This is a genomic window from Trichlorobacter sp. (assembly GCF_034008105.1).
In the GTDB taxonomy this organism is placed as follows: Bacteria; Desulfobacterota; Desulfuromonadia; order Geobacterales; family Pseudopelobacteraceae; genus Trichlorobacter.
Genome location: NZ_JAVEPN010000012.1, coordinates 13,663 through 32,283, shown reverse-complemented (window position 1 = coordinate 32,283; position 18,621 = coordinate 13,663). Strand labels below are relative to the sequence as shown.

At 61.1% G+C, this 18,621-nt stretch carries 20 protein-coding genes; all 20 read left to right on the top strand.

From position 1 onward, the window contains the following. Positions 1-86: 86 nt before the first annotated feature. The 20 genes from RBQ93_RS08575 to RBQ93_RS08480 all read left to right on the top strand — a co-directional run bounded on the left by RBQ93_RS08575 (position 87) and on the right by RBQ93_RS08480 (position 18,612). Positions 87-983: a DnaJ C-terminal domain-containing protein gene (locus tag RBQ93_RS08575; protein WP_320371692.1), complete on the top strand. Its 897-nt coding sequence runs from the start codon at positions 87-89 to the stop codon at positions 981-983. A 77-nt stretch (positions 984-1,060) separates the two neighbouring features. Beyond that, on the top strand, positions 1,061-1,876 hold the full coding sequence (locus RBQ93_RS08570) for a putative metalloprotease CJM1_0395 family protein (RefSeq protein ID WP_320371691.1): 816 nt from the start codon (positions 1,061-1,063) through the stop codon (positions 1,874-1,876). A gap of 65 nt (positions 1,877-1,941) precedes the next feature. Continuing rightward, a complete protein-coding gene (locus RBQ93_RS08565) occupies positions 1,942-3,102 on the top strand; it encodes an acetoin utilization protein AcuC (protein WP_320371690.1) in 1,161 nt (386 codons plus the stop codon). 2 nt (positions 3,103-3,104) lie between these two features. Beyond that, a complete protein-coding gene (locus tag RBQ93_RS08560) occupies positions 3,105-3,947 on the top strand; it encodes a hypothetical protein (protein ID WP_320371689.1) in 843 nt (280 codons plus the stop codon). Next, positions 3,944-4,843, top strand: coding sequence for a hypothetical protein (locus tag RBQ93_RS08555; protein WP_320371688.1), 900 nt, complete (start codon positions 3,944-3,946; stop codon positions 4,841-4,843). The genes RBQ93_RS08560 and RBQ93_RS08555 overlap by 4 nt, the downstream gene beginning before the upstream one ends. Positions 4,844-4,954: 111 nt before the next feature. Continuing rightward, positions 4,955-5,413 (top strand): hypothetical protein, encoded by a 459-nt coding sequence (locus tag RBQ93_RS08550; RefSeq protein WP_320371687.1) that lies wholly within the window; start codon positions 4,955-4,957, stop codon positions 5,411-5,413. 61 nt (positions 5,414-5,474) lie between these two features. Continuing rightward, entirely contained in the window at positions 5,475-6,401 is a 927-nt protein-coding gene (locus tag RBQ93_RS08545) for a DmsE family decaheme c-type cytochrome (protein WP_320371756.1), read from the top strand. A 13-nt stretch (positions 6,402-6,414) separates the two neighbouring features. Then, a complete protein-coding gene (locus RBQ93_RS08540) occupies positions 6,415-8,355 on the top strand; it encodes a hypothetical protein (protein ID WP_320371686.1) in 1,941 nt (646 codons plus the stop codon). A 10-nt stretch (positions 8,356-8,365) separates the two neighbouring features. Beyond that, positions 8,366-9,298 carry an ABC transporter substrate-binding protein gene (locus tag RBQ93_RS08535; RefSeq protein ID WP_320371685.1) on the top strand — a complete coding sequence of 311 codons (933 nt, stop codon included), beginning with the start codon at positions 8,366-8,368 and terminating at the stop codon, positions 9,296-9,298. Further along, a complete protein-coding gene (locus RBQ93_RS08530) occupies positions 9,295-9,696 on the top strand; it encodes a response regulator (RefSeq protein ID WP_320371684.1) in 402 nt (133 codons plus the stop codon). Before RBQ93_RS08535 ends, RBQ93_RS08530 begins: the two co-directional genes overlap by 4 nt. Positions 9,697-9,705: 9 nt before the next feature. Beyond that, a complete protein-coding gene (locus RBQ93_RS08525) occupies positions 9,706-10,926 on the top strand; it encodes a DUF401 family protein (RefSeq protein WP_320371683.1) in 1,221 nt (406 codons plus the stop codon). A gap of 39 nt (positions 10,927-10,965) precedes the next feature. Beyond that, positions 10,966-11,694 carry a Smr/MutS family protein gene (locus tag RBQ93_RS08520; protein WP_320371682.1) on the top strand — a complete coding sequence of 243 codons (729 nt, stop codon included), beginning with the start codon at positions 10,966-10,968 and terminating at the stop codon, positions 11,692-11,694. A gap of 41 nt (positions 11,695-11,735) precedes the next feature. Beyond that, on the top strand, positions 11,736-11,957 hold the full coding sequence (locus RBQ93_RS08515; protein WP_320371681.1) for a zinc ribbon domain-containing protein: 222 nt from the start codon (positions 11,736-11,738) through the stop codon (positions 11,955-11,957). Positions 11,958-12,132: 175 nt separating this feature from the next. Then, positions 12,133-12,996 (top strand): bifunctional methylenetetrahydrofolate dehydrogenase/methenyltetrahydrofolate cyclohydrolase FolD, encoded by an 864-nt coding sequence (gene folD / locus RBQ93_RS08510; RefSeq protein ID WP_320371680.1) that lies wholly within the window; start codon positions 12,133-12,135, stop codon positions 12,994-12,996. 4 nt (positions 12,997-13,000) lie between these two features. After that, entirely contained in the window at positions 13,001-13,981 is a 981-nt protein-coding gene (locus tag RBQ93_RS08505) for a GDP-L-fucose synthase (RefSeq protein ID WP_320371679.1), read from the top strand. Between the two features lie 185 nt (positions 13,982-14,166). Continuing rightward, positions 14,167-14,544 (top strand): GxxExxY protein, encoded by a 378-nt coding sequence (locus RBQ93_RS08500; RefSeq protein ID WP_320371678.1) that lies wholly within the window; start codon positions 14,167-14,169, stop codon positions 14,542-14,544. A gap of 222 nt (positions 14,545-14,766) precedes the next feature. Then, positions 14,767-15,849, top strand: coding sequence for a GDP-mannose 4,6-dehydratase (gmd, locus tag RBQ93_RS08495; protein WP_320371677.1), 1,083 nt, complete (start codon positions 14,767-14,769; stop codon positions 15,847-15,849). Between the two features lie 100 nt (positions 15,850-15,949). Beyond that, complete coding sequence (locus RBQ93_RS08490) at positions 15,950-16,573, top strand: helix-turn-helix domain-containing protein (protein WP_320371676.1); 624 nt, start codon at positions 15,950-15,952, stop codon at positions 16,571-16,573. After that, a complete protein-coding gene (locus tag RBQ93_RS08485) occupies positions 16,566-17,288 on the top strand; it encodes a nucleotidyl transferase AbiEii/AbiGii toxin family protein (RefSeq protein WP_320371675.1) in 723 nt (240 codons plus the stop codon). Before RBQ93_RS08490 ends, RBQ93_RS08485 begins: the two co-directional genes overlap by 8 nt. A 328-nt stretch (positions 17,289-17,616) precedes the next feature. Then, the gene (locus RBQ93_RS08480) at positions 17,617-18,612 is read left to right on the top strand and encodes a sugar phosphate nucleotidyltransferase (protein ID WP_320371674.1); all 996 of its coding nucleotides are present in this window, start codon (positions 17,617-17,619) and stop codon (positions 18,610-18,612) included. The last annotated feature ends 9 nt before the right edge of the window (positions 18,613-18,621 follow it).

Genomic DNA, 18,621 nt, shown 5'->3' with positions numbered 1-18,621 from the left:
GGCCGGCCCCCAGGCCTGTCAAGGAACGTTGACAGCAGGCCGGATCATGCTTAATGTGTTGAATAGACGGCAGGAAGGAGCAACACATGGCACAGCGTGATTATTACGAGATTCTGGGGGTAGACAAAAAGGCCCCGGCCGACGAGATCAAGAAGGCCTTCCGCAAGTTGGCGGTCAAGTACCACCCCGACCGCAATGCCGGCGATGCGGCGGCCGAGGAAAAGTTCAAGGAGATCAACGAGGCCTACGCCGTACTCTCCGACCCGGAAAAACGTCAGCAATACGACGCCTTCGGCTCCAGCGGCTTTCACCAGCAGTACAGCCAGGAAGATATCTTCCGCAACTTCGACTTCTCCGGCACCTTCAAGGATATGGGCATGGGGGGCGGTGAGGATATCTTCTCGCGCCTGTTCGGCGGCGCCTTCAGCCGCGGCGGTGCACGGGGTTTCAGCCGTGGCCCGCGACCAGGGGCTGACCTGTCGTTGGCGGTGGAGGTCGGCTTCCGCGAGGCGGCCAATGGCTGCGAAAAACAGGTGGCCTTCCGCCGCAACGGCAGCCGCGAAGAACTGAAGGTCAAGATACCGGCCGGGGTGGACAACGGCAGCCGGATCAGGATAGCCGGCAAGGGTTCGGCCGGCGAGAACGGCGGTCCCAACGGCGACCTGTACCTGGAGGTTAAGCTGGCCCGCGACCCGGTCTTTACCCGTGACGGCGGCGATCTGTTCGTGGAACGGACCATCCGTTTCAGCGAGGCCTGCCTGGGAATCAGCATCGAGGTGCCGACCCTGGAAGGAGACAAACGGATCAAGGTACCGGCCGGCATCCAGCCGGGCACCAAGATTCGGCTAAAGGGTTGCGGAGTCAAGGCCCTGGGCTCCAACGCCAAGGGCGATCTGTACATCAAGATCGGCATTCATGTGCCGGAGGGCTTAAACAGCAGCCAGAAGAAGCTGGTGGAGGAACTGGCCAAGAACGGCCTCTAAACTTGTTGCGGCCAACAGCCAGGATTCTGTATAGTTTTACTATGAGAATCTAACCGTGAGGCAAGGAGCGGGTAACGATGGACCCCCTCAGCATCGTCAGTAGTGGTCAGGGATACGGCAGGGCGCACCAATCTTCCGCACTGCCGCCAAACCCAACCGGCCAGACACCACCAGCAGCTGCTGTGGAGACTACGGGAACGCCCGCCGAACGCCAAGCGATCAGGCTGCCCGAAGACCGGGTCAGCCTGTCCGGCCAACGCCCTGATACGAACCAGCAAGGCCAGCCGAGCACCACAGAAAAGCCCTCCACCAGCGAGCCTGCCGCCAAAGAGCCCAAACCGGGGGAACCAACCACCCCCGACGGCAAGAGCGTTGAAGATCCCCAGGTCAAACAGGTCGTTGCCAGGCTGAAACAGACTGAGGAGAAGGTCAAGGCCCACGAGGCGGCCCACAAGGCTGCCGGCGGCAATCTGGCCAGCTCCGCCTCCTACAGCTACACCCAGGGACCGGACGGCCGCAGCTACATCACCGGCGGCGAGGTGCAGATTGATATGTCGCCCGGCAAGACCCCTCAGGAGACCATCAGCAAGATGCAGCAGGTGATCCGGGCCGCCTTGGCACCGGCCGACCCCTCAGGCCAGGACCGGGCCGTGGCAGCCCAGGCCGCCAGCCAGATGGCCCAGGCCCAACAGCAGAAACTGCAGGCCGCATCACCACTGGCCGAAGACGATGCGGCATCACCCCAGCAGCAGACCCAAGCCCGACAGGCCTATGCCGACCCGGCCGTCCAAGCCAACGGCACCACCGCTTCCGGCACCACCAGCTACACATCCCTGCAGCCGTCAGCCACCAGCCGACCCGATGCGGCTGCGGCCCTCTCCGCCTACGCCTAAGCCTTGTAAAATCCGCCAAATGATCTAGACTGACTGCTGCGGGACACCTCCCGCCCGGAGTTGCCGTGTCTGCTGTCCACCCCACCGCCCTGGTTTATTCTTCTGCCTTCGATGCCTACAGCTACGGTGATGACCATCCATTCAAACTCCACCGCTATGGTCTGGCCCTGGAGCTGATGGAGGCCTACGGCCTGCTTAAGCTACCCAACGCCCGGCGCTGCGACTGCCGCCCGGTCAGCGACCAGCAGATACTCACCTTCCACAGCCCGGCCTATCTGGCCCGCCTCAAGGAGTTCAGCGCCTCTGACCAGCCGCGGGCCGACTTTCTGTTCGGCCTGGGTGATGCCGAATGTCCGGTCTTCAAGGGGCTCTACGACTACGCCGCCCTGGGAGCCGGGGCCACCTTGGAGGCCTGCCGCCTGGTGGCCGAGGAAGGGTTCGGCGCGGTACTCTCGCTGGCCGGCGGCTGGCACCACGCCCACGCCTCGCGTGCCTCCGGCTTCTGTTACCTCAACGACGCGGTGATCGCCATCAACTGGCTGCTTACCCAGGGTAGACGGGTAGCCTACCTTGACCTGGACGCCCACCACGGCGACGGCGTGCAGGAGGCGTTCTACGACAGCGACCAGGTGCTGACCATCTCGCTGCATGAGAGCGGCATCTACTTCTTTCCCGGCACCGGCTTCGAGGACGAGACCGGCAGTGACCGGGGTCAGGGCTACACGGTGAACCTGCCGCTGTTGGCCCACACCGACGACCCGCTCTACATGCGGGCCTTCGACGAGGTGGTCTACCCGCTGCTGGCTGCCTTCAACCCTGATATCATCGTGGCCCAGATCGGGGCCGACACCTTCCGCACCGACCCCCTGACCCGCCTTGAGATCACCACCCACAGCTACGCCTACATCATGCGCAAGCTGCAGGCGCTCAAGATCCCCTGGGTGGCGCTGGGGGGCGGCGGTTACGACCTAATGAACACCGCCCGGGCCTGGACCATCGCCTGGGCAGCGATGAACGGCGTGGAACTGCCCCCTCGCCTGCCGGCCTCCTTTGTCACCAAGATCCATGAGCGGGGCTACCCCCACCGTATGCTGCTGGACGCCCTGCACTGGGCCGATCCCCATGATCGGCTGCTGGCCCTGGACGCGCTTGAAAAAAGTATCGCCGCCATCAGGAAGACCGTCTTCCCGGTCCTGATCGGTGGCGACCTGGCGCGGAAGCTCTGACCATGGCCAAGCTACCCGCTAACCAACCACTGCAGGATCATGACGGCCAGCTGTTGACTACCCTGGCCGCCATCAACCGCCTGCCGGTAGCAGAGAAAGAGGCGGTCTATGCCGGCCTGCTGCCACCCCGTCTGCTGAGCCTGCTGCAGATCGACCCGCAGACCCTCTGCAACCTGGACGGTCAGCGACTGGTGCAGGTCATCGCGCCGGATGGTCTCGGTCTGGTGCGGATCGAGGTGCGCCACCGGCCGGAGGCGCCCGACACCACCTTCTTTGTGGAGCTGGCCGACAGCCAGTACCACCAGATGGAGTTCGCCTTCTGCATCATAGCCGACCCCACGGCGCCGCGCTTTGCGGTTGACGTGACCGAAGCCGGGACGTTAAACTACTTCACTTCCCACGGCCGCAACCTGCCGGAGGAGTTGCGGGCGATGGCCGCTGGCCTCTATCCCAACCAGACCCGACGGGGCCTGCGCCTGTTCGGTGATTTTTTCCCACGACTGGAGCGGTTCACCGACCGCCTGGGGATGGAGATGATCATTGCCGAGCCGCTCTCCTACGACAACGCCATCCGCTACGAGCGCTACGGCTTTGACTATCTGACCGGCAAACGGCTAATGCTGGAGATCGACCGTGCATTCCAGCCCGGTGGTCGGCTGTTCAAACGGCTGGACGGCTCCAGCCCCTTCCGGATGCCGGGCATGGAGCGTACCGTGCGGGGCCGCAGTTGGGCCATCCACGACGGCATCCTGGATGAGCCGTGGGACGGCGTGCAGATTTACAAGATGATCGGGACCGACGCCGGGATTAACACCTTCCCCGGACGTGAACAGGAGGCGCAGTGACAGCCGCAGCAGATACCACTCTCGAACCGACCCCCCTGGCGGGGATCAGCTATTTCCAACCAGCGGCCGGCTACCGGCTGACCGGCCGCGACGGCGCCGTGGACCTGGCCTGGGACGACCTGCCGCTGCCGCTTTTGGATGAAGATTACCGCGCTGTGGTGGAGTCCGGCACACCGGACTACGACCAGGTGGGACGCGGCATCTTCCAGGCACTGCGCATCAACCCGGACTGCACCTTCGCCGCCCGCTACGCCGCCGTGCTGCAGCAGGCCTATCCCCATATCATCGCCGAGATCGGCGGCGAGGCGATCATGCTGGATGCCAAGCAGGTGGATACCCCCTACCTGGATCGCAAGATAACCCTGCTCAAGATCATGGCCCTGATGGAGCCGGCCAATGCCGGCCTGTGGCGCGAGATCGGCCGCACCCTGATGGAAAAGGGTACCCGGCTGGATGCCCTGCACCTGGCGGTGCAGGCCTGGTACGGAGCCGAGAAACACCTGAGCCGCTCACTGGAACTCGAACCGGAGGATCTGGCTACCGCCTACCAGTTCGGCGAGGCCCACTACGTGCTGGGCCACTACCAGCAGGCGTTGGCGGTCTGGGAACCGCTGTTGCCCCGCTGCGGCGAGCCGGAAAAGCTGCGGCTCAAGGCACGGATCGAGGCGATCCGTCGGGCGGAGCTGCCCAAGGTACCGCCGGTGGATTACCTGACCGCCCTGGCGGTGGCCTTGGAACTGCGTCAAGACAATCTCCTTGAAACCGTTGCGATCATCGAAGACGTGCTTGCCGATCAGGTTTTCTGCGACCAGTTTCCGATGGCGGAAGTCGCCGGGTTGCTGGAACAGTTTCAGCGGGAGCTGCTGGTGACAGCTCCGGCTGGCGGGAGGTGTTGATATGTTCGGATTCAGCTTGGCTGACTGGCTGTTTGTCGGTTTCATCCTGCTGGTGATCGTGCTCTGTGTGGCGCTGAGCGACATGCACAAGAAAAAGGCCTGAGCACTTTGTTGGCAACTGACCAGTTACCCGAAGACGAGCAGGCCCGTCCCCAGGCGCTGATCATGCTGACCGGTCTGTACCTGTTTCTGCTGCTGGTCAGCATCGGCAGCTACGGCCAGCCGATCGCCCTGTTCGGCCTGATGCTGGAAGATACCGCTGCCCGGATCTTCATCGCAGCCAACTCGCTCTGCTGCCTGTACCTGTTCCTGGGCCTATGGCAGCGTCAGCTGCTGACCTGGTACCTGCTCTTAAGCTACAACCTGTTTGAGATCGCCAACACCCTGGTGACCCTGGTGTGGCTTCCTCGCCAGGAGCTGGAACGGGTGCAAGGGGCACCGGTGGATCAGCTCTCGCTGGTGATCACCAACCTGGCCACGGTAGCGGCCATCGCCTGGGTCAGCCACCTGATTTATCGACGACGGGAGCTGTTCACCAACCGTTCACCCTACCTGTTTTTCAACGGTTAAGGAGTTTCGCGTGCATCGTTTTCCTGGCCGACAGCTGGCCCTCCTCTCTCTGCTGACCCTGATGACGCTGGTCGCCTGCAACGGCAAGGTCTCGCGGCCGCTGCTGCCGGTGGCCGAGTACGAAAAGCTGATCGTCGGCCGGATTGATGCGGACTACGTTGGCACCGACAACTGCGTTGCCCAGTGCCACCGCCATGACAAGCTGACCAACGACTTCCGGCACAGCGTGCACGGCGAACAGATCAAACCCGAAACCGGACTGCCGCTGGTCAACTGCGAATCGTGCCATGGACCGGGCAGTCTGGCCCTTGCCAACGTTGCCGAGGCCAAGCGACTGCATGGCGACAAGGCCAAATGCGAAAGCAGCACCCTGCTGGACCTGAAAAAACTGCCAACCCAGGCCCAATCGCTGGTCTGCCTGCGCTGCCACAGCAGCGCCTCCAGTCCCGGACTGGCCCACTGGCCCACCAGCATCCACGCCCAGCATGATGTCAGCTGTTTTTCCTGCCACCGCCTGCACGAAGGCCCCAATCAGAAGGTCAGCCACGACCAGATGGCCGAGCTCTGCTACCAGTGCCACCCCGATGTCAGGACTCAGTTCAACCTCTCCTCCCGCCACCCGGTCCGCGAAAAGCGGATGGACTGCTTTGACTGTCACGACCCCCACGGCTCGACCCAGCCGAAGATGCTGCGGGGCGAAACCATCCGCGATATGTGTACCCGCTGTCACATGGACAAGAGCGGCCCCTTTATCTTTGAGCATGGTGACGTGACCGAGGAGTGCACCGCCTGCCACAGCCCCCATGGCTCGGTCAGCAGACCCCTTTTGACGACCGCCATGCCGTTTTTATGCCTGCAGTGCCATCCCAGCAGCCATCAAGGACTGCTCAGCAGCGATCCCCGTGAAAAGGCGGTGTTTGCCCGACGCTGTACCGACTGTCACAGCATGATCCATGGCAGTGACACGCCGAGCGGCCTGCGACGCTAGGAAAGGAGGGACTGTGCCTCAAGCTACCACCTGTATCACCGTTCTGGTCATCCTGCTCTGCCTGGCCGGTACCCGTCGCCTGGCAGCCGAAGAGCCACCACCAGCAGCAGAGCACCCCGAGGTTGCGGCAGAGCAGCAGTTCACCGGCTCCCTCAGCGGCGGCTACCGCATGGCCAGCTCAAGCGGCTCGGCGGCCCTGGTCAACCCCTACGGGGTCAACCGCTCCGGCGCAGCCGCCGCGTTCACCCTGGGACTGCTGGGCCCAGAGCAGAAGCTACGTGCCGCCGGCCAGTTCCTGCACCCGGACGACTACCTGGGAGAGCTGTTCTTTGACTACGCCGGCATGGTACGGGTCGACCTGGAGAGCCGCAGCCTCCGTCACAATCTGATCAGGGAACCGCTCTTCCAGAGTTTTACCAGTACCACAGCGCCCTTTATGACCTATACCGCCGTGCCCGACAGCACCCCTGGTGAACCGGAACTGGTTACCCGTCAGAGCCGGGTCGATACCCGGGTCCGCTTGGGACACCTGCCGGCCCACCTCTCGCTGGGCTACTGGCGCTTTGACCGCTCCGGCAGCGAACAGCGGGTGGTCAGCGATGTTACCTTCCCCAATAACACCTTCTATAGCGTTGCCCGTCGGATTGATCAGGCCACCAACGAGGCCCGTGTCGGAGTCGATGCCAACCTCGGGCCCGTGAATCTGGCCTACAGCTTCCGCATCCGCGACTTCAACAATCAGGCGACGCCACTCACCATCAGCAGCTTGCCGGCCGCGGTCATGGTACCGGCCGAGGGCCGCGTCACTACCCACAGCGCCAAGGCCTTTTCCAATCTCAGCGGCGGGCTGACCGCCACTGCTGCCTACAGCATCAGCCAGCGGGAAAACACCAGCCAGCGCAGCGACCTCTACCGCTCCAGCCAGCCCCGCGACACCATCCAGCAGATCTCAGGCGACCTTTCCTACACACCGTTGCCACAGCTGTCGATGGCCCTGCGCTACCGCCACCGCGAGGTCGACCGGGACACCCCCGGGCTGGTCGGCTCCGTCTACAGCGCCGGCATCATTGCGGTACAGCCAGCAACCAGCACCACCAAGGATGCGGTCAGCCTCTCCGCTGCCTGGCGACCTGTTTCCCGCCTGATGCTCCGCGGCGAATACTGTGCGGAACTGATCTCCCGTGACCAGGTCTGGGACGCGGCGACGTCCTCGCTGGGCAGTGACGCAAACCAGCTGCACAGCGGCACGCTGGCGGTCCTCTGGCGCCCCCTGCGCACCACCCGATTCCATGCCAGCTATCGCTACACCGCCAACAGTCAGCCCACCCCGCTCTATGGTTTTGACGATCGCCACACCGGCAATCTGCTGCTGGACTGGAGCAGCACCGGACGTTGGGGGGTCTCGGCCCACTACCGTGCCATAGCCGACCGCAACGACGAACGCAGTACCGTTACTGCACCAACGATACGCGAGATTGCCACCCCGCGGGACAGCCTGCACCAATCCGCCGGCGGCAGTGTCTGGTTCAGCCCCCAGTCCCGGCTGGTGCTGACCGTTACCTACGGCTGGCTTGGGCTCGATGCCCGCCAGACGTCCCTCTTCAATCCCGCCGATGCCACAACACGCACGGCCACCAGCTACACCTCCCAGGCCCACGTCTACGGCCTGGAAGGTGCCTACGCCGCCAACGACCGGCTGGACATCGGCCTCGGCCTGCATCAGACCCGTTCCCAGGCTCGTTTTCAGGTTCCTTCCTGGTCCTCGGCCGCCGGCATTGGCACCGACAGCAGGCTGGACACCACCGAGACAGCCGCTTCGGGCCGGCTGGACTGGCGCCTTACCCCCCACCTGGGCTGCCTGCTGGAGTACCGCTTCAGCGCCTACCGCGGCCAGGACCGCCGCTACGACGCCGACCTGCACCAGACCCTGCTGTCACTGAAGGCCCGTTGGTGACGCCGCTGCCATGACCGCCCTGCTCCGTTCCATAGCCCTGCTGCTCCTGCTGCTGATGCTGCTGCCCTCCTCAACGCCGGCCAGCGGCAGGGTGATCGGCGCCTTGCTGTCCAGCGACCTGCCGCGCTACCGCGAGACCCACCGCCAGCTGATCAAGGTGCTTGCCGCCCACGGCATCAACGCCTCCAGTGAGATCATCGTGCAGACCCCCAACCCGGACCCGCAGTCCTGGGGTAACGCGATGCGTAAGCTGACCGCCTATGGCGCCGACCTGGTTGTGGCCTACGGCGCCTCGGCCGTGGCCACCGCCCTTAAAGAAGGCGATGGGCTGCCGGTGGTGGCGGTCGATGCGGTGCTGGCTGAAGGCGCATCATCCACCGATCTGTGCGGCATCACGGCCCGGGTGCCGATGGTGACCCTGCTGCGGGTACTGCAGGAGATCCGCCCCCAACAACGGGTAGGGGTCCTCTACAACAGCCGAGAGGTTGGTTCAGTGCTGCAACTGGAGGAGCTGCGCCGGACCGCACGCCAGATGGATATCAGCCTGCTGGAGGGCAATGCCGGCTCGCCGGCAACGGTGGAGAGCGCCACCAACGCCCTGCTGACCAAGGTAGACAGCCTAATCATCACCGACAGCAGTGTGGTCTGCAAACAATTTGACCGGATTGTAGCCCGCTGCCACAGCGCCCGGGTGGCCGCCGCCACCACCCTGCCTGACGGGGCCGCACGGGGAGCGCTGGTTTCATTGGAGGTCAGTCCGGCTGAACAGGGTCAGGTTGGCGGACAGATGGCAGTGCGGCTGCTGCAAGGGGCCCGCCCCGAACAGCTGGGCATCAGCCAGCCTCGCAAGATCGAGCTGGTGCTGAATCTGAAGGTGGCCCATGAACTTGAATTAACGGTACCGTTTCAGGTATTGGGCATGGTCACGAGGGTACTCAAATGAACACTGGAACTGGCAATCTGTTGCTGATCGACGATGATCCGGTCTTTACCCGGATCCTGGAAGGCTATATCGCTGAAAACTACCCCCGCCTGCAGGTCGCGGTCTGTAATAATCCGCTCAAGGCCCTGTCCTGCCTGACCCAGCAGGCCTATGACCTGATCCTGATCGACTTCGAGATGCCCAACATGGATGGCCGCAAGCTGCTGACCTTTGCCGTGCAGGCCGGCATCGACAAAAACCGGATCGTGATCCTCTCCAGCCGCGACCCCGATTACCTGCGGGAGCACTGCCCGATGGGCAGCTGCCTGGCGGTACTCAACAAGCACGAAGCCCGCCAGAAGGCGGTGCTGGATATGCTGTTCACCTCCGTCAGTCAAAAAGCGACCCCAGGCGAGTGACCCGGCACCATGCGTGATCTGCTGACAACCGGCCTGGTGCTGGCCTTCATCGTCTGGCTGCTGCGGCGCAAGGTCTCGATGACCGCCGTAATGCCGATCGGCGCCGGCCTGTTGGCGCTACTCTACCTGCTGCCGCTGCCCCGACTGGGCCAGGCAGTCTGGCAGGCGCTGGCCGCGCCCAAGTCGCTGGAGATGACCGCCACCCTGGCCCTGACCATGGTGATGGAACATATCCTGCGCACCACCGGCATGCTCAAACGGATGGTCTCCTCACTGTCGACGGCACTCACCGACCAACGGGTGGTGATGGCCGCGCTGCCGGCCATGATCGGCATGTTGCCTTCACCGGGCGGTGCCGTCTTTTCGGCACCGATGGTGGGTGAAGCGGCAAAAGGGACCACGATCAGCCCCGAACAGAAAGCACTGATCAACTACTGGTACCGCCATATCTGGGAATATATCTCGCCGCTCTACCCCGGCATCATCCTGGCGGCCGGCCTGACCGGCCTCAGCACCCAACAGTTGTTTGTGGCCCATCTACCCTTCGCCCTCACGGTCACCCTGGGCGGGGCCTGGTTCTGCTTCCGGGACATCCCGGCAGCCCAACAGACCGCGCTGGACGAACCAGCAGGCGGCCGCCTGCGCCAATTCGGCACCTTCCTGCTGATGGCCGCCCCGATCCTGATCTCACTGGGGCTGGTGGTTGCCTTCAAGGTCAGCCCGGTGGTGGCCTTAGGCGGCGGCATCGTCACCCTCTTTCTGGCCCACCGCTACAGGCCCGGCCAGATACTCACGACGCTGGCAGCCAGCCTCTCAGCCAAGGCGCTGCTGCTGGTGGCAGGGATCATGATCTTTCAGGAGGTGCTGCGGGCCACCGGCGCCCTGGCCGGTATCTCGTCCTTCTTTGTTGCCTCACAGCTGCCGATACCGCTGCTGGTGGCGCTGATCCCGTTCATCGCCGGCCTGATGACCGGCCTGACCGTGGGCTACGTGGGGATCACCTTCCCACTGCTCTTGCCGTTGATGGGCACACCAACCCCCTCACTCTGGCTGGAGGCGTTGGCCTTTGCCAGCGGTTTTGCCGGGGTGATGCTCTCGCCGGTGCATCTCTGCTTTGTGCTGACCCGCGAATTCTTCGGCGCTGACACTGTCCAGGTCTACCACCGGCTGGTGGCGCCGTCACTCTTGGTGCTGGCTGCGGCGCTGGTCCCCTGGCTGATCTATCGCTGACAACTGACTGAAACACAGAGCAACGGAGCACCAGAGACTATGGCCCGCAAAAAAACAAAGGACCAACCGGCTGTAAAAGAAAAGCCGTTCAGCACCAACGCCTTCGAGGCGTTGAAACGGCTGACCATAGATGAACCGGCCAGGCCCGAGCCGGCCAAGCCGGTGGCACCCCCGCCACCGCGATCAGAAGAGACGGCAGACCACCTGTTCCGCCAGGCCATGGCCGGGGTACGGCCGCTGGACGGTCAGCCCCAGCCCAAGCAGAAAAAAACAGCCGCCCCCCCGAGCAGGCCACGCAGTGATGTCTCCAAGAGCACTCCGGCCTTACCCCGTGACGAAGTCATCGGACGCAGGGCCTTTCTGCAGGAGCTGGACAAGCTCAAACTGGACGTCCGCTTCGAGGACCGTCTGCCGGAGGATGATGAACTGCGCCCGCTGGCCGGCAACCGGCTGCGGCAGGTCAAACGGGGCATCATCCGGCTGGACCGTCAGCTTGATCTGCACGGACTGACCCGCGAAGAGGCTCTAGAAGCCCTGGCGGCCTTTCTCGCCTCCGCGCGCCAGGCGGCTGAAAAGGCGGTGTTGGTGATCACCGGCCAGGGTCTGCACTCGGTTGATGGGCCGGTGCTGCAGCAGGCGGTGGCCGGCTGGCTGCGGGATCAGGGACGCGGACTGGTGCTGGAGTACGCCCCGGCCCCTCGGGAGCTGGGCGGTGGCGGCGCTCTGGTGGTCTTCCTGCGCCCCCTTGACAAAGCGGTGAACGAATAACTATATTCAAAAAAGGATATACACAAAGGAGGCGATTTTCCATGCCGATGTACGAATACCAATGCACCAGTTGTAATCACCGTTTTGAACTGCGCCAGAAATTTTCCGACGCCCCGGCCAGCGAGTGTCCCCAGTGCGGCGGCCCGGTGGAGAAGATGATCTCCCAGACCGCCTTCAGTCTGAAAGGCGACGGCTGGTACGACAGCGGCTACTGCGCCAAGAGTGGCGGCGCCAAACCAGCTGCCTGCTCGGCCGGCGGCTGAGGCATCTAAGCTTTCCGGCCGTGCGTCGGAACCCTGCTTCCCCCATCCCCTGGCAGCCCCTGCCAGGGGATGTTTGCGTTTTGAATACACCATCGTCCAGCCCAAGACCTTTACAAGCAGCGGATTGACACGTATCATAGGGCCACTTTTTACGTGTCTCTGGGAGGAAATCAACATGGCAGCTCAGGTGATAGACGGCAAGGCGATCGCCGTCAAGGTACGCGGCCGGATTGCAGGACAGGTTGAACAGCTCAAGACCCTAGGGGTCACCCCCGGCCTGGCGGTGGTGCTGGTGGGTGATGACCCGGCCAGCCGGGTCTACGTCGGCATGAAGAAAAAGCTCTGCATCGAGCTGGGCATGCACTCCTCCGACCATGAACTGCCGGCCGACACCAGCGAGACCCAACTGCTGGCCCTGATCGACCAGCTCAATAACGATGACAAGATCCACGGCATCCTGGTGCAGCTGCCGCTGCCGGCCCAGATCGATACCGACAAGGTGCTGGAGGCGATCTCACCGCTGAAGGACGCCGACGGCTTCCACCCCTACAACGTCGGCCGCCTGGCCATCGGCAAGCCCACCTTCCAGCCCTGCACCCCCTACGGTGTGATGGTCATGCTGGAGGAGATCGGCTATGACCTGACCGGCAAAGAAGTGGTGGTGGTGGGCCGCTCCAACATCGTCGGCAAGCCGGTGGCCTTGATGTGCCTGGCCAAGCATGCCACCGTCACCATCTGCCATTCCCGCACCAAGGACCTGGCCGAGGTGGTCCGCCGGGCCGATGTGGTGATCGCCGCCGTGGGCAAGCCCGAGATGGTCAAGGGCGACTGGATCAAGCCCGGTGCAGTGGTGATCGATGTCGGCATCAACCGGGTGGGAGAGAAGAAACTGGTAGGCGATGTGGAATATGCCGCAGCTGCCGAACGGGCCTCTGCCATCACCCCGGTGCCGGGCGGCGTCGGCCCGATGACCATCGCCATGCTGCTGCAGAACACCCTGGAATCGGCCCAGCGCGCCCTGAGAAACGGGGGCAACTAGCCGCATGGACGTGCAATCCCGCATCTTCGTGGCCGGCGCAGGCGGCCTGGTTGGTTCTGCCCTGGTGCGCAACCTGCAGGCCCACGGCTTCACCAACCTGCTGACGCCCGCCCGCTCCGGGCTCGACCTGACCGACCAGCAGGCCGTCGCCAGCTTTTTTCTGCAACACAAGCCTGACTACGTCTTCCTTGCTGCGGCCAAGGTGGGCGGCATTCACGCCAATAACAGCTATCCGGCCGAGTTCATCTACAGCAACCTCGCCATCCAGACCAACGTCATTCATCAAGCTTATCTACAGGGTGTGAAACGGCTGCTGTTCCTTGGGTCCTCCTGCATCTACCCCAAGCTGGCCCCCCAACCGATGAAAGAAGAGTACCTGCTCAGTGGCCCACTGGAATCGACCAACGAACCCTACGCCATCGCCAAGATCGCCGGTATCAAGCTGTGTGAGGCCTACAACCGGCAATATGGCACACAATTCATTGCAGTCATGCCCACCAACCTCTACGGCCCGGGTGATAACTTCCATCCTGAAAACAGCCATGTGCTGCCGGGCCTGATCCGCCGCTTCCATGAAGCACAACAAAGCAATGCCCCTGAAGTTGTTATCTGGGGCAGCGGCACCCCTCGCCGCGAACTGCTCTATGTGGATGATATGGCCGCAGGCTGCCTGCACCTGATGCAGCTGCCCGCTAACCAGATCAAGTCCGAGCTGCTCAGCTACCCGAAGCCCTGTTTTGTCAATCTTGGCACGGGCGAAGATGTCACCATCCGCGAACTGGCGGAAACGGTGCAACGGGTGGTCGGCTATACTGGCAGGCTTGTGTTCGACACCAGCAAACCAGACGGCACGCCGCGCAAACTGCAGGATGTGACACGGATGCACAACCTGGGTTGGCGACATACGATAGGGCTGGAAGAAGGCATTCGACGGACCTATGCCTGGTTTCTCGCACAACACAACCACAACGTTGCCTCTCGCTAAGACGCAAAGGCCGCGAAGAAAGGCAAAACCGTAACCTGAGGGGTTAAAGCTGTACCACCAAGAGAATCATATAGGTTATCGTCCTTCTTCGTGCACTCCGCGCCTTGAGTGAGCTCAGGCGAACGGGCGAGAAACCACAGCTTTTGTCTCTCGCTAAGACGCAAAGGCCGCGAAGGAAAATCTGAATGCATGAAAACAACATTGCTGAAGTAATCGTTGATTCCTGCTTTAAAGTCCACACATCATTAGGACCGGGTTTATTGGAGTCTGTGTATGAAGCTGTCCTGGCCTGTGAACTTCAGAAACGAGGACTTACGATCACACGGCAACAATCCATACCGATCACTTATGACGGCATAACATTTGATGAAGGCTTTCGAGCTGATCTGATTGTAGAGGACAAAATTATTATTGAACTGAAATCAGTCGAGCAAGTATCGTCCGTTCATAAAAAGCAGCTACTGACCTATTTGAAGCTTGCAGATAAACGGCTTGGTTTTCTCGTTAATTTTGGTTCAAATCTTATAAAAGATGGTATCACGCGAATAGCGAACGGATTATGATTCTCTTCGCGTACTCCGCGTCTTGAGTGAGCGTAGCGAACGGGCGAGACACAACAAATCTTTTGCCTCACGCAAAGACGCAAAGGAAGACAAACCGTAGTCAAAGGGGTTAGATGTACCCCACAAAAGAATAACAAAGATTATCGTCTTTCTTCGCGTACTCCGCGTCTTGAGTGAGCGTAGCGAACGGGCGAGAGACACCTTTATGAAGGAGACTTCTTTATGAAACGAGCTTTAATCACCGGTATCACCGGCCAGGACGGCGCCTACCTGGCCGAACTGTTGCTTGAAAAAGGCTACGAGGTGCACGGCATCAAGCGCCGAGCCTCCCTGTTCAACACCGACCGGATCGATCACCTCTACCAGGACCCCCATGTGGACAACCGTCGCCTGGTGCTGCACTACGGCGACATGACCGACTCCACCAACCTGATCCGGATCATCCAGTCGGTACAGCCTGATGAGATCTACAACCTGGCGGCCCAATCCCACGTACAGGTCTCCTTTGAGACCCCGGAATACACCGCCAATGCCGACGCCATCGGCCCGTTGCGTATCCTCGAGGCGATCCGCATCCTTGGGCTGGAGAAGAAAACCCGCTTCTACCAGGCCTCCACCTCCGAGTTGTACGGCCTGGTGCAGGAAATCCCCCAGAAAGAGACCACCCCCTTCTACCCCCGTTCGCCCTATGCAGTGGCCAAACTCTACGCCTACTGGATCACCGTCAACTACCGCGAGGCCTACGGCATCTACGGCTGCAACGGCATCCTCTTTAACCATGAATCACCGGTGCGGGGTGAGACCTTTGTCACCCGTAAAATCACTCGCGCCCTGGCCCGCATCAAACTGGGGCTTCAGGACTGCCTCTACTTGGGCAACCTTTCGGCCCTGCGGGATTGGGGGCATGCCAAGGATTACGTCGAGATGCAGTGGCTGATGCTACAACAGCCGGAGCCGGAGGATTATGTGATCGCCACCGGGCATCAGCACAGTGTGCGCGACTTCATCAATGCCGCCGCAGATGAATTAGGCATGAAGGTCAGCTGGCAGGGTAACGGCCTGGATGAAACCGGCTGCGACCAAAGCGGCAAGGTCATCGTAAGGGTTGACCCACGCTACTTCCGCCCCACCGAGGTAGAGACCCTGCTGGGCGACCCCACCAAGGCGCGGGAGAAACTGGGCTGGACACCAAAGATCAGCTTCAAAGAGCTGGTGGCCGAGATGGTACGGGAAGATCTGAAAGCCGCCGAACGGGATGAACTGGTCAAGAAACATGGCTATCAGGCCTTTGATTACAACGAATAAAGCAGCGTCGCAACGCACGGCAGATAAGAATCTAAAGGTATAATGCCGTACCCCTAAAACCGTATTGATTTTGGTTCTCGTCGCGTCGTTGCGCCGCCGCGTGACACCAAAGCTTTTTATTCGGCGTGCATCCCGCCTGTATCGGCGGTTAACCACTACAAAAAACATACCTAGCCCCGATCAGCTTCTCGTTATTGACAATTTTGCAGTATTGCATAAAATAAGAAACACTATGCCAGCAAAGTCCCCCAACATAACCTGCACTGCCGCAGCGCGGCTGAAAGTCCTTGGCGGACAGATCCGCGCCTGCCGAAAATCGCAGCGGATCAGCGCCATAGCGGCAGCAGAAGCAGCAGCGATGTCGAGAGTTACGCTGCACCGGATAGAAAAAGGTGAACCGGCCGTAACCATGGGGGCGTATGCAAATGCCATGGTTGTGCTGGGTCTTAACTTCGGACTGCTACCACAGGCCGAGCAGTCACCCCCCCCACCTGTACTGAACCGGGGGGAGTGGATCCCGGCACGCATCCGCCTGCAAGAGTACCCGCAGCTCAAGCTGCTTGCCTGGCAGTTGCAGGGGGTTGAAAGCCTGTCGCCTCTGGAGGCATGGAACATCTATGACCGCAATAGGCGCCATCTGGATGAGCAGGGTCTGACAGAGCATGAGCGACACTTGATCAATGCGTTGCAGCTAGCCTTCGGTGGTGAAAGCCGCCATGTTTAAACGCCCGTTCCACCAGCGTATTGCTCGGGTACTCACCTCTCTGGATGGCGACTTGCTGAAAAGTCGCCATTGCCTGTTTGGGGGAGGGACCGTCATTGCACTGCGTTTCGGTGAGTATCGCGAGTCTGTCGATATTGATTTTCTGGTTTCTGATCTGAACGGCTACCGAAACGTGCGTCAACGGATGACAGCAGATGGTATCTCCGCCATCATGCTGCCCGGAAAGACGGATCTGTTGCAGGCACGCGGCATACGGGCCGATCAATATGGAATCCGGACAATGCTCTCGGTAGATGACCAGCTGATAAAATTTGAGATCGTGCTCGAGGGGCGGATAAACCTTGCAGCTCCATCGGCACAAGACAGCCTGTGCGGCATTGCTACCCTCACGACGCTCGATATGGCAACCAGCAAGCTCCTGGCAAACTCTGACCGATGGGCCGATGACGGTGTCTTCAGCCGTGACCTGATTGATCTGGCAATGATGCAGCCAGGGTTGCCACTGCTGCGCAAGGCACTTGCCAAAGCAGAAGGCGCGTATGGAGATACCATCCGCAGTGATCTTGAAAAAGCCATTCAGCATATTCAAACACGCCACGGCTGGCTTGAACGCTGCATGCAGGCAATGGCCATGACTAGTCCCAAGGCACTGGTCTGGCAGAGGATACGCACGTTACACAAGGCTTTGTCAGCAGTTAAAGCGCCTGCAGATTAAAACATTCCGAGGGGAATAACTTTCTCTGCTTGCCTTTATTGGCCTTTACCAGCGGTTAATAGCTGGCTTTTGCTTTACCATAAACTAAAACCGCCTAACCCAACGCCGCAGCGTCGCAACGCAAGGAAAAACAGGAAGTAAGGGGTAAAAGAAAGTGTAGTAAAGGTTATCTCTCTCCGCGTGCTCCGCGTCTTGAGTGAGCACAGCGAACGGGCGAGAGACCCCAGTTTTGCCCTGCCCAAAAATTAGTCTTGTATACAGCGGGGGGGGGGGTGTATATAAGAAACTTTAGATTTTTGTAAGAATTCCACGTAGGAGTTCCAGAGCGATGAAGATCATCCTGCCGGTGGCCGGCAAAGGCACCCGACTACGACCCCATACCCACACCAAGGCCAAATCCCTGGTGCATGTGGCTGGCAAGACCGTGCTGGAACATATCATCAGCCGCCTGCTGCCGCTTAAAGCCCAGGAGCTGATCTTCATCATCGATGAAAACGGCAGTCAGATTCAGGAGTTCATGCAGAAGAAGTTTCCTGAGCTCAGCTGCAGCTACATCACCCAGCAGGAACGCAAAGGACCGGCCCATGCGGTCTGGCTGGCCGCCCCCCGCATCAACCCCGGCGATGATCTGCTGATCGTCTTCAACGACACCATCTTCGACACCGACCTGACCCGTATCCCACAACTCTGCAGCGACTGCGATGGCCTGATCTACTCCAAAGAGGTCGAAGACTACCAACGCTTCGGGGTCAACGTCGTCACCGACGGCCTGATCACCACCATGGTGGAAAAACCTGATACACCGGTCTCCAGGCTGGCTCAGGTCGGCCTCTACTACCTGAAGGACGCCCAGCGTTTCATGGCCTATCTCACCGCCACCATCGAGGCTGGCGACCTGGTCAAGGGCGAATACTACTTGCCGGCGGTCTTCATGCGGATGATCGCCGATGGCTGCAAGCTGAAAGCCCCCGAGATCGACGCCTGGCTGGACTGCGGCAAACCCGAGACCATCCTGTCAACCAACGCCTGTCTGTTACGGGGCCGTCACCACATCCATGGTGAGGCCGTTAATTGTGTCTTCATAGAGCCGGTACACCTTGAAAAAGGTGTGGTGGTGCGTGACAGCATCATCGGCCCCAACGTCTCCGTGGCCAAGGGCAGCGTCATCGAGCGCAGTATCATCCGCAACAGCATCATCAATAGCGATAGCACCGTCAGCGATATGCTGCTGACCGACACCATCCTGGGGGATGCGGTGCAGCTGGTTGGTTCACCCCGCAAGATGAACATCGGCGATCACTCACTGATCGAGATGCAAGGGTGAGTGGTCACC

Bases quoted from the DNA above. Each gene is read 5' to 3' on its own strand.
- RBQ93_RS08530 (WP_320371684.1), top strand. From the start codon at position 9,295: ATGAACACTGGAACTGGCAATCTGTTGCTGATCGACGATGATCCGGTC.
- RBQ93_RS08575 (WP_320371692.1), top strand. From the start codon at position 87: ATGGCACAGCGTGATTATTACGAGATTCTGGGGGTAGACAAAAAGGCC.
- folD (WP_320371680.1), top strand. From the start codon at position 12,133: ATGGCAGCTCAGGTGATAGACGGCAAGGCGATCGCCGTCAAGGTACGC.
- RBQ93_RS08570 (WP_320371691.1), top strand. From the start codon at position 1,061: ATGGACCCCCTCAGCATCGTCAGTAGTGGTCAGGGATACGGCAGGGCG.
- RBQ93_RS08525 (WP_320371683.1), top strand. From the start codon at position 9,706: ATGCGTGATCTGCTGACAACCGGCCTGGTGCTGGCCTTCATCGTCTGG.
- RBQ93_RS08485 (WP_320371675.1), top strand. From the start codon at position 16,566: ATGTTTAAACGCCCGTTCCACCAGCGTATTGCTCGGGTACTCACCTCT.
- RBQ93_RS08535 (WP_320371685.1), top strand. From the start codon at position 8,366: ATGACCGCCCTGCTCCGTTCCATAGCCCTGCTGCTCCTGCTGCTGATG.
- RBQ93_RS08545 (WP_320371756.1), top strand. From the start codon at position 5,475: ATGACGCTGGTCGCCTGCAACGGCAAGGTCTCGCGGCCGCTGCTGCCG.
- RBQ93_RS08520 (WP_320371682.1), top strand. From the start codon at position 10,966: ATGGCCCGCAAAAAAACAAAGGACCAACCGGCTGTAAAAGAAAAGCCG.
- RBQ93_RS08560 (WP_320371689.1), top strand. From the start codon at position 3,105: ATGGCCAAGCTACCCGCTAACCAACCACTGCAGGATCATGACGGCCAG.
- RBQ93_RS08515 (WP_320371681.1), top strand. From the start codon at position 11,736: ATGCCGATGTACGAATACCAATGCACCAGTTGTAATCACCGTTTTGAA.
- RBQ93_RS08480 (WP_320371674.1), top strand. From the start codon at position 17,617: ATGAAGATCATCCTGCCGGTGGCCGGCAAAGGCACCCGACTACGACCC.
- RBQ93_RS08505 (WP_320371679.1), top strand. From the start codon at position 13,001: ATGGACGTGCAATCCCGCATCTTCGTGGCCGGCGCAGGCGGCCTGGTT.
- gmd (WP_320371677.1), top strand. From the start codon at position 14,767: ATGAAACGAGCTTTAATCACCGGTATCACCGGCCAGGACGGCGCCTAC.
- RBQ93_RS08500 (WP_320371678.1), top strand. From the start codon at position 14,167: ATGCATGAAAACAACATTGCTGAAGTAATCGTTGATTCCTGCTTTAAA.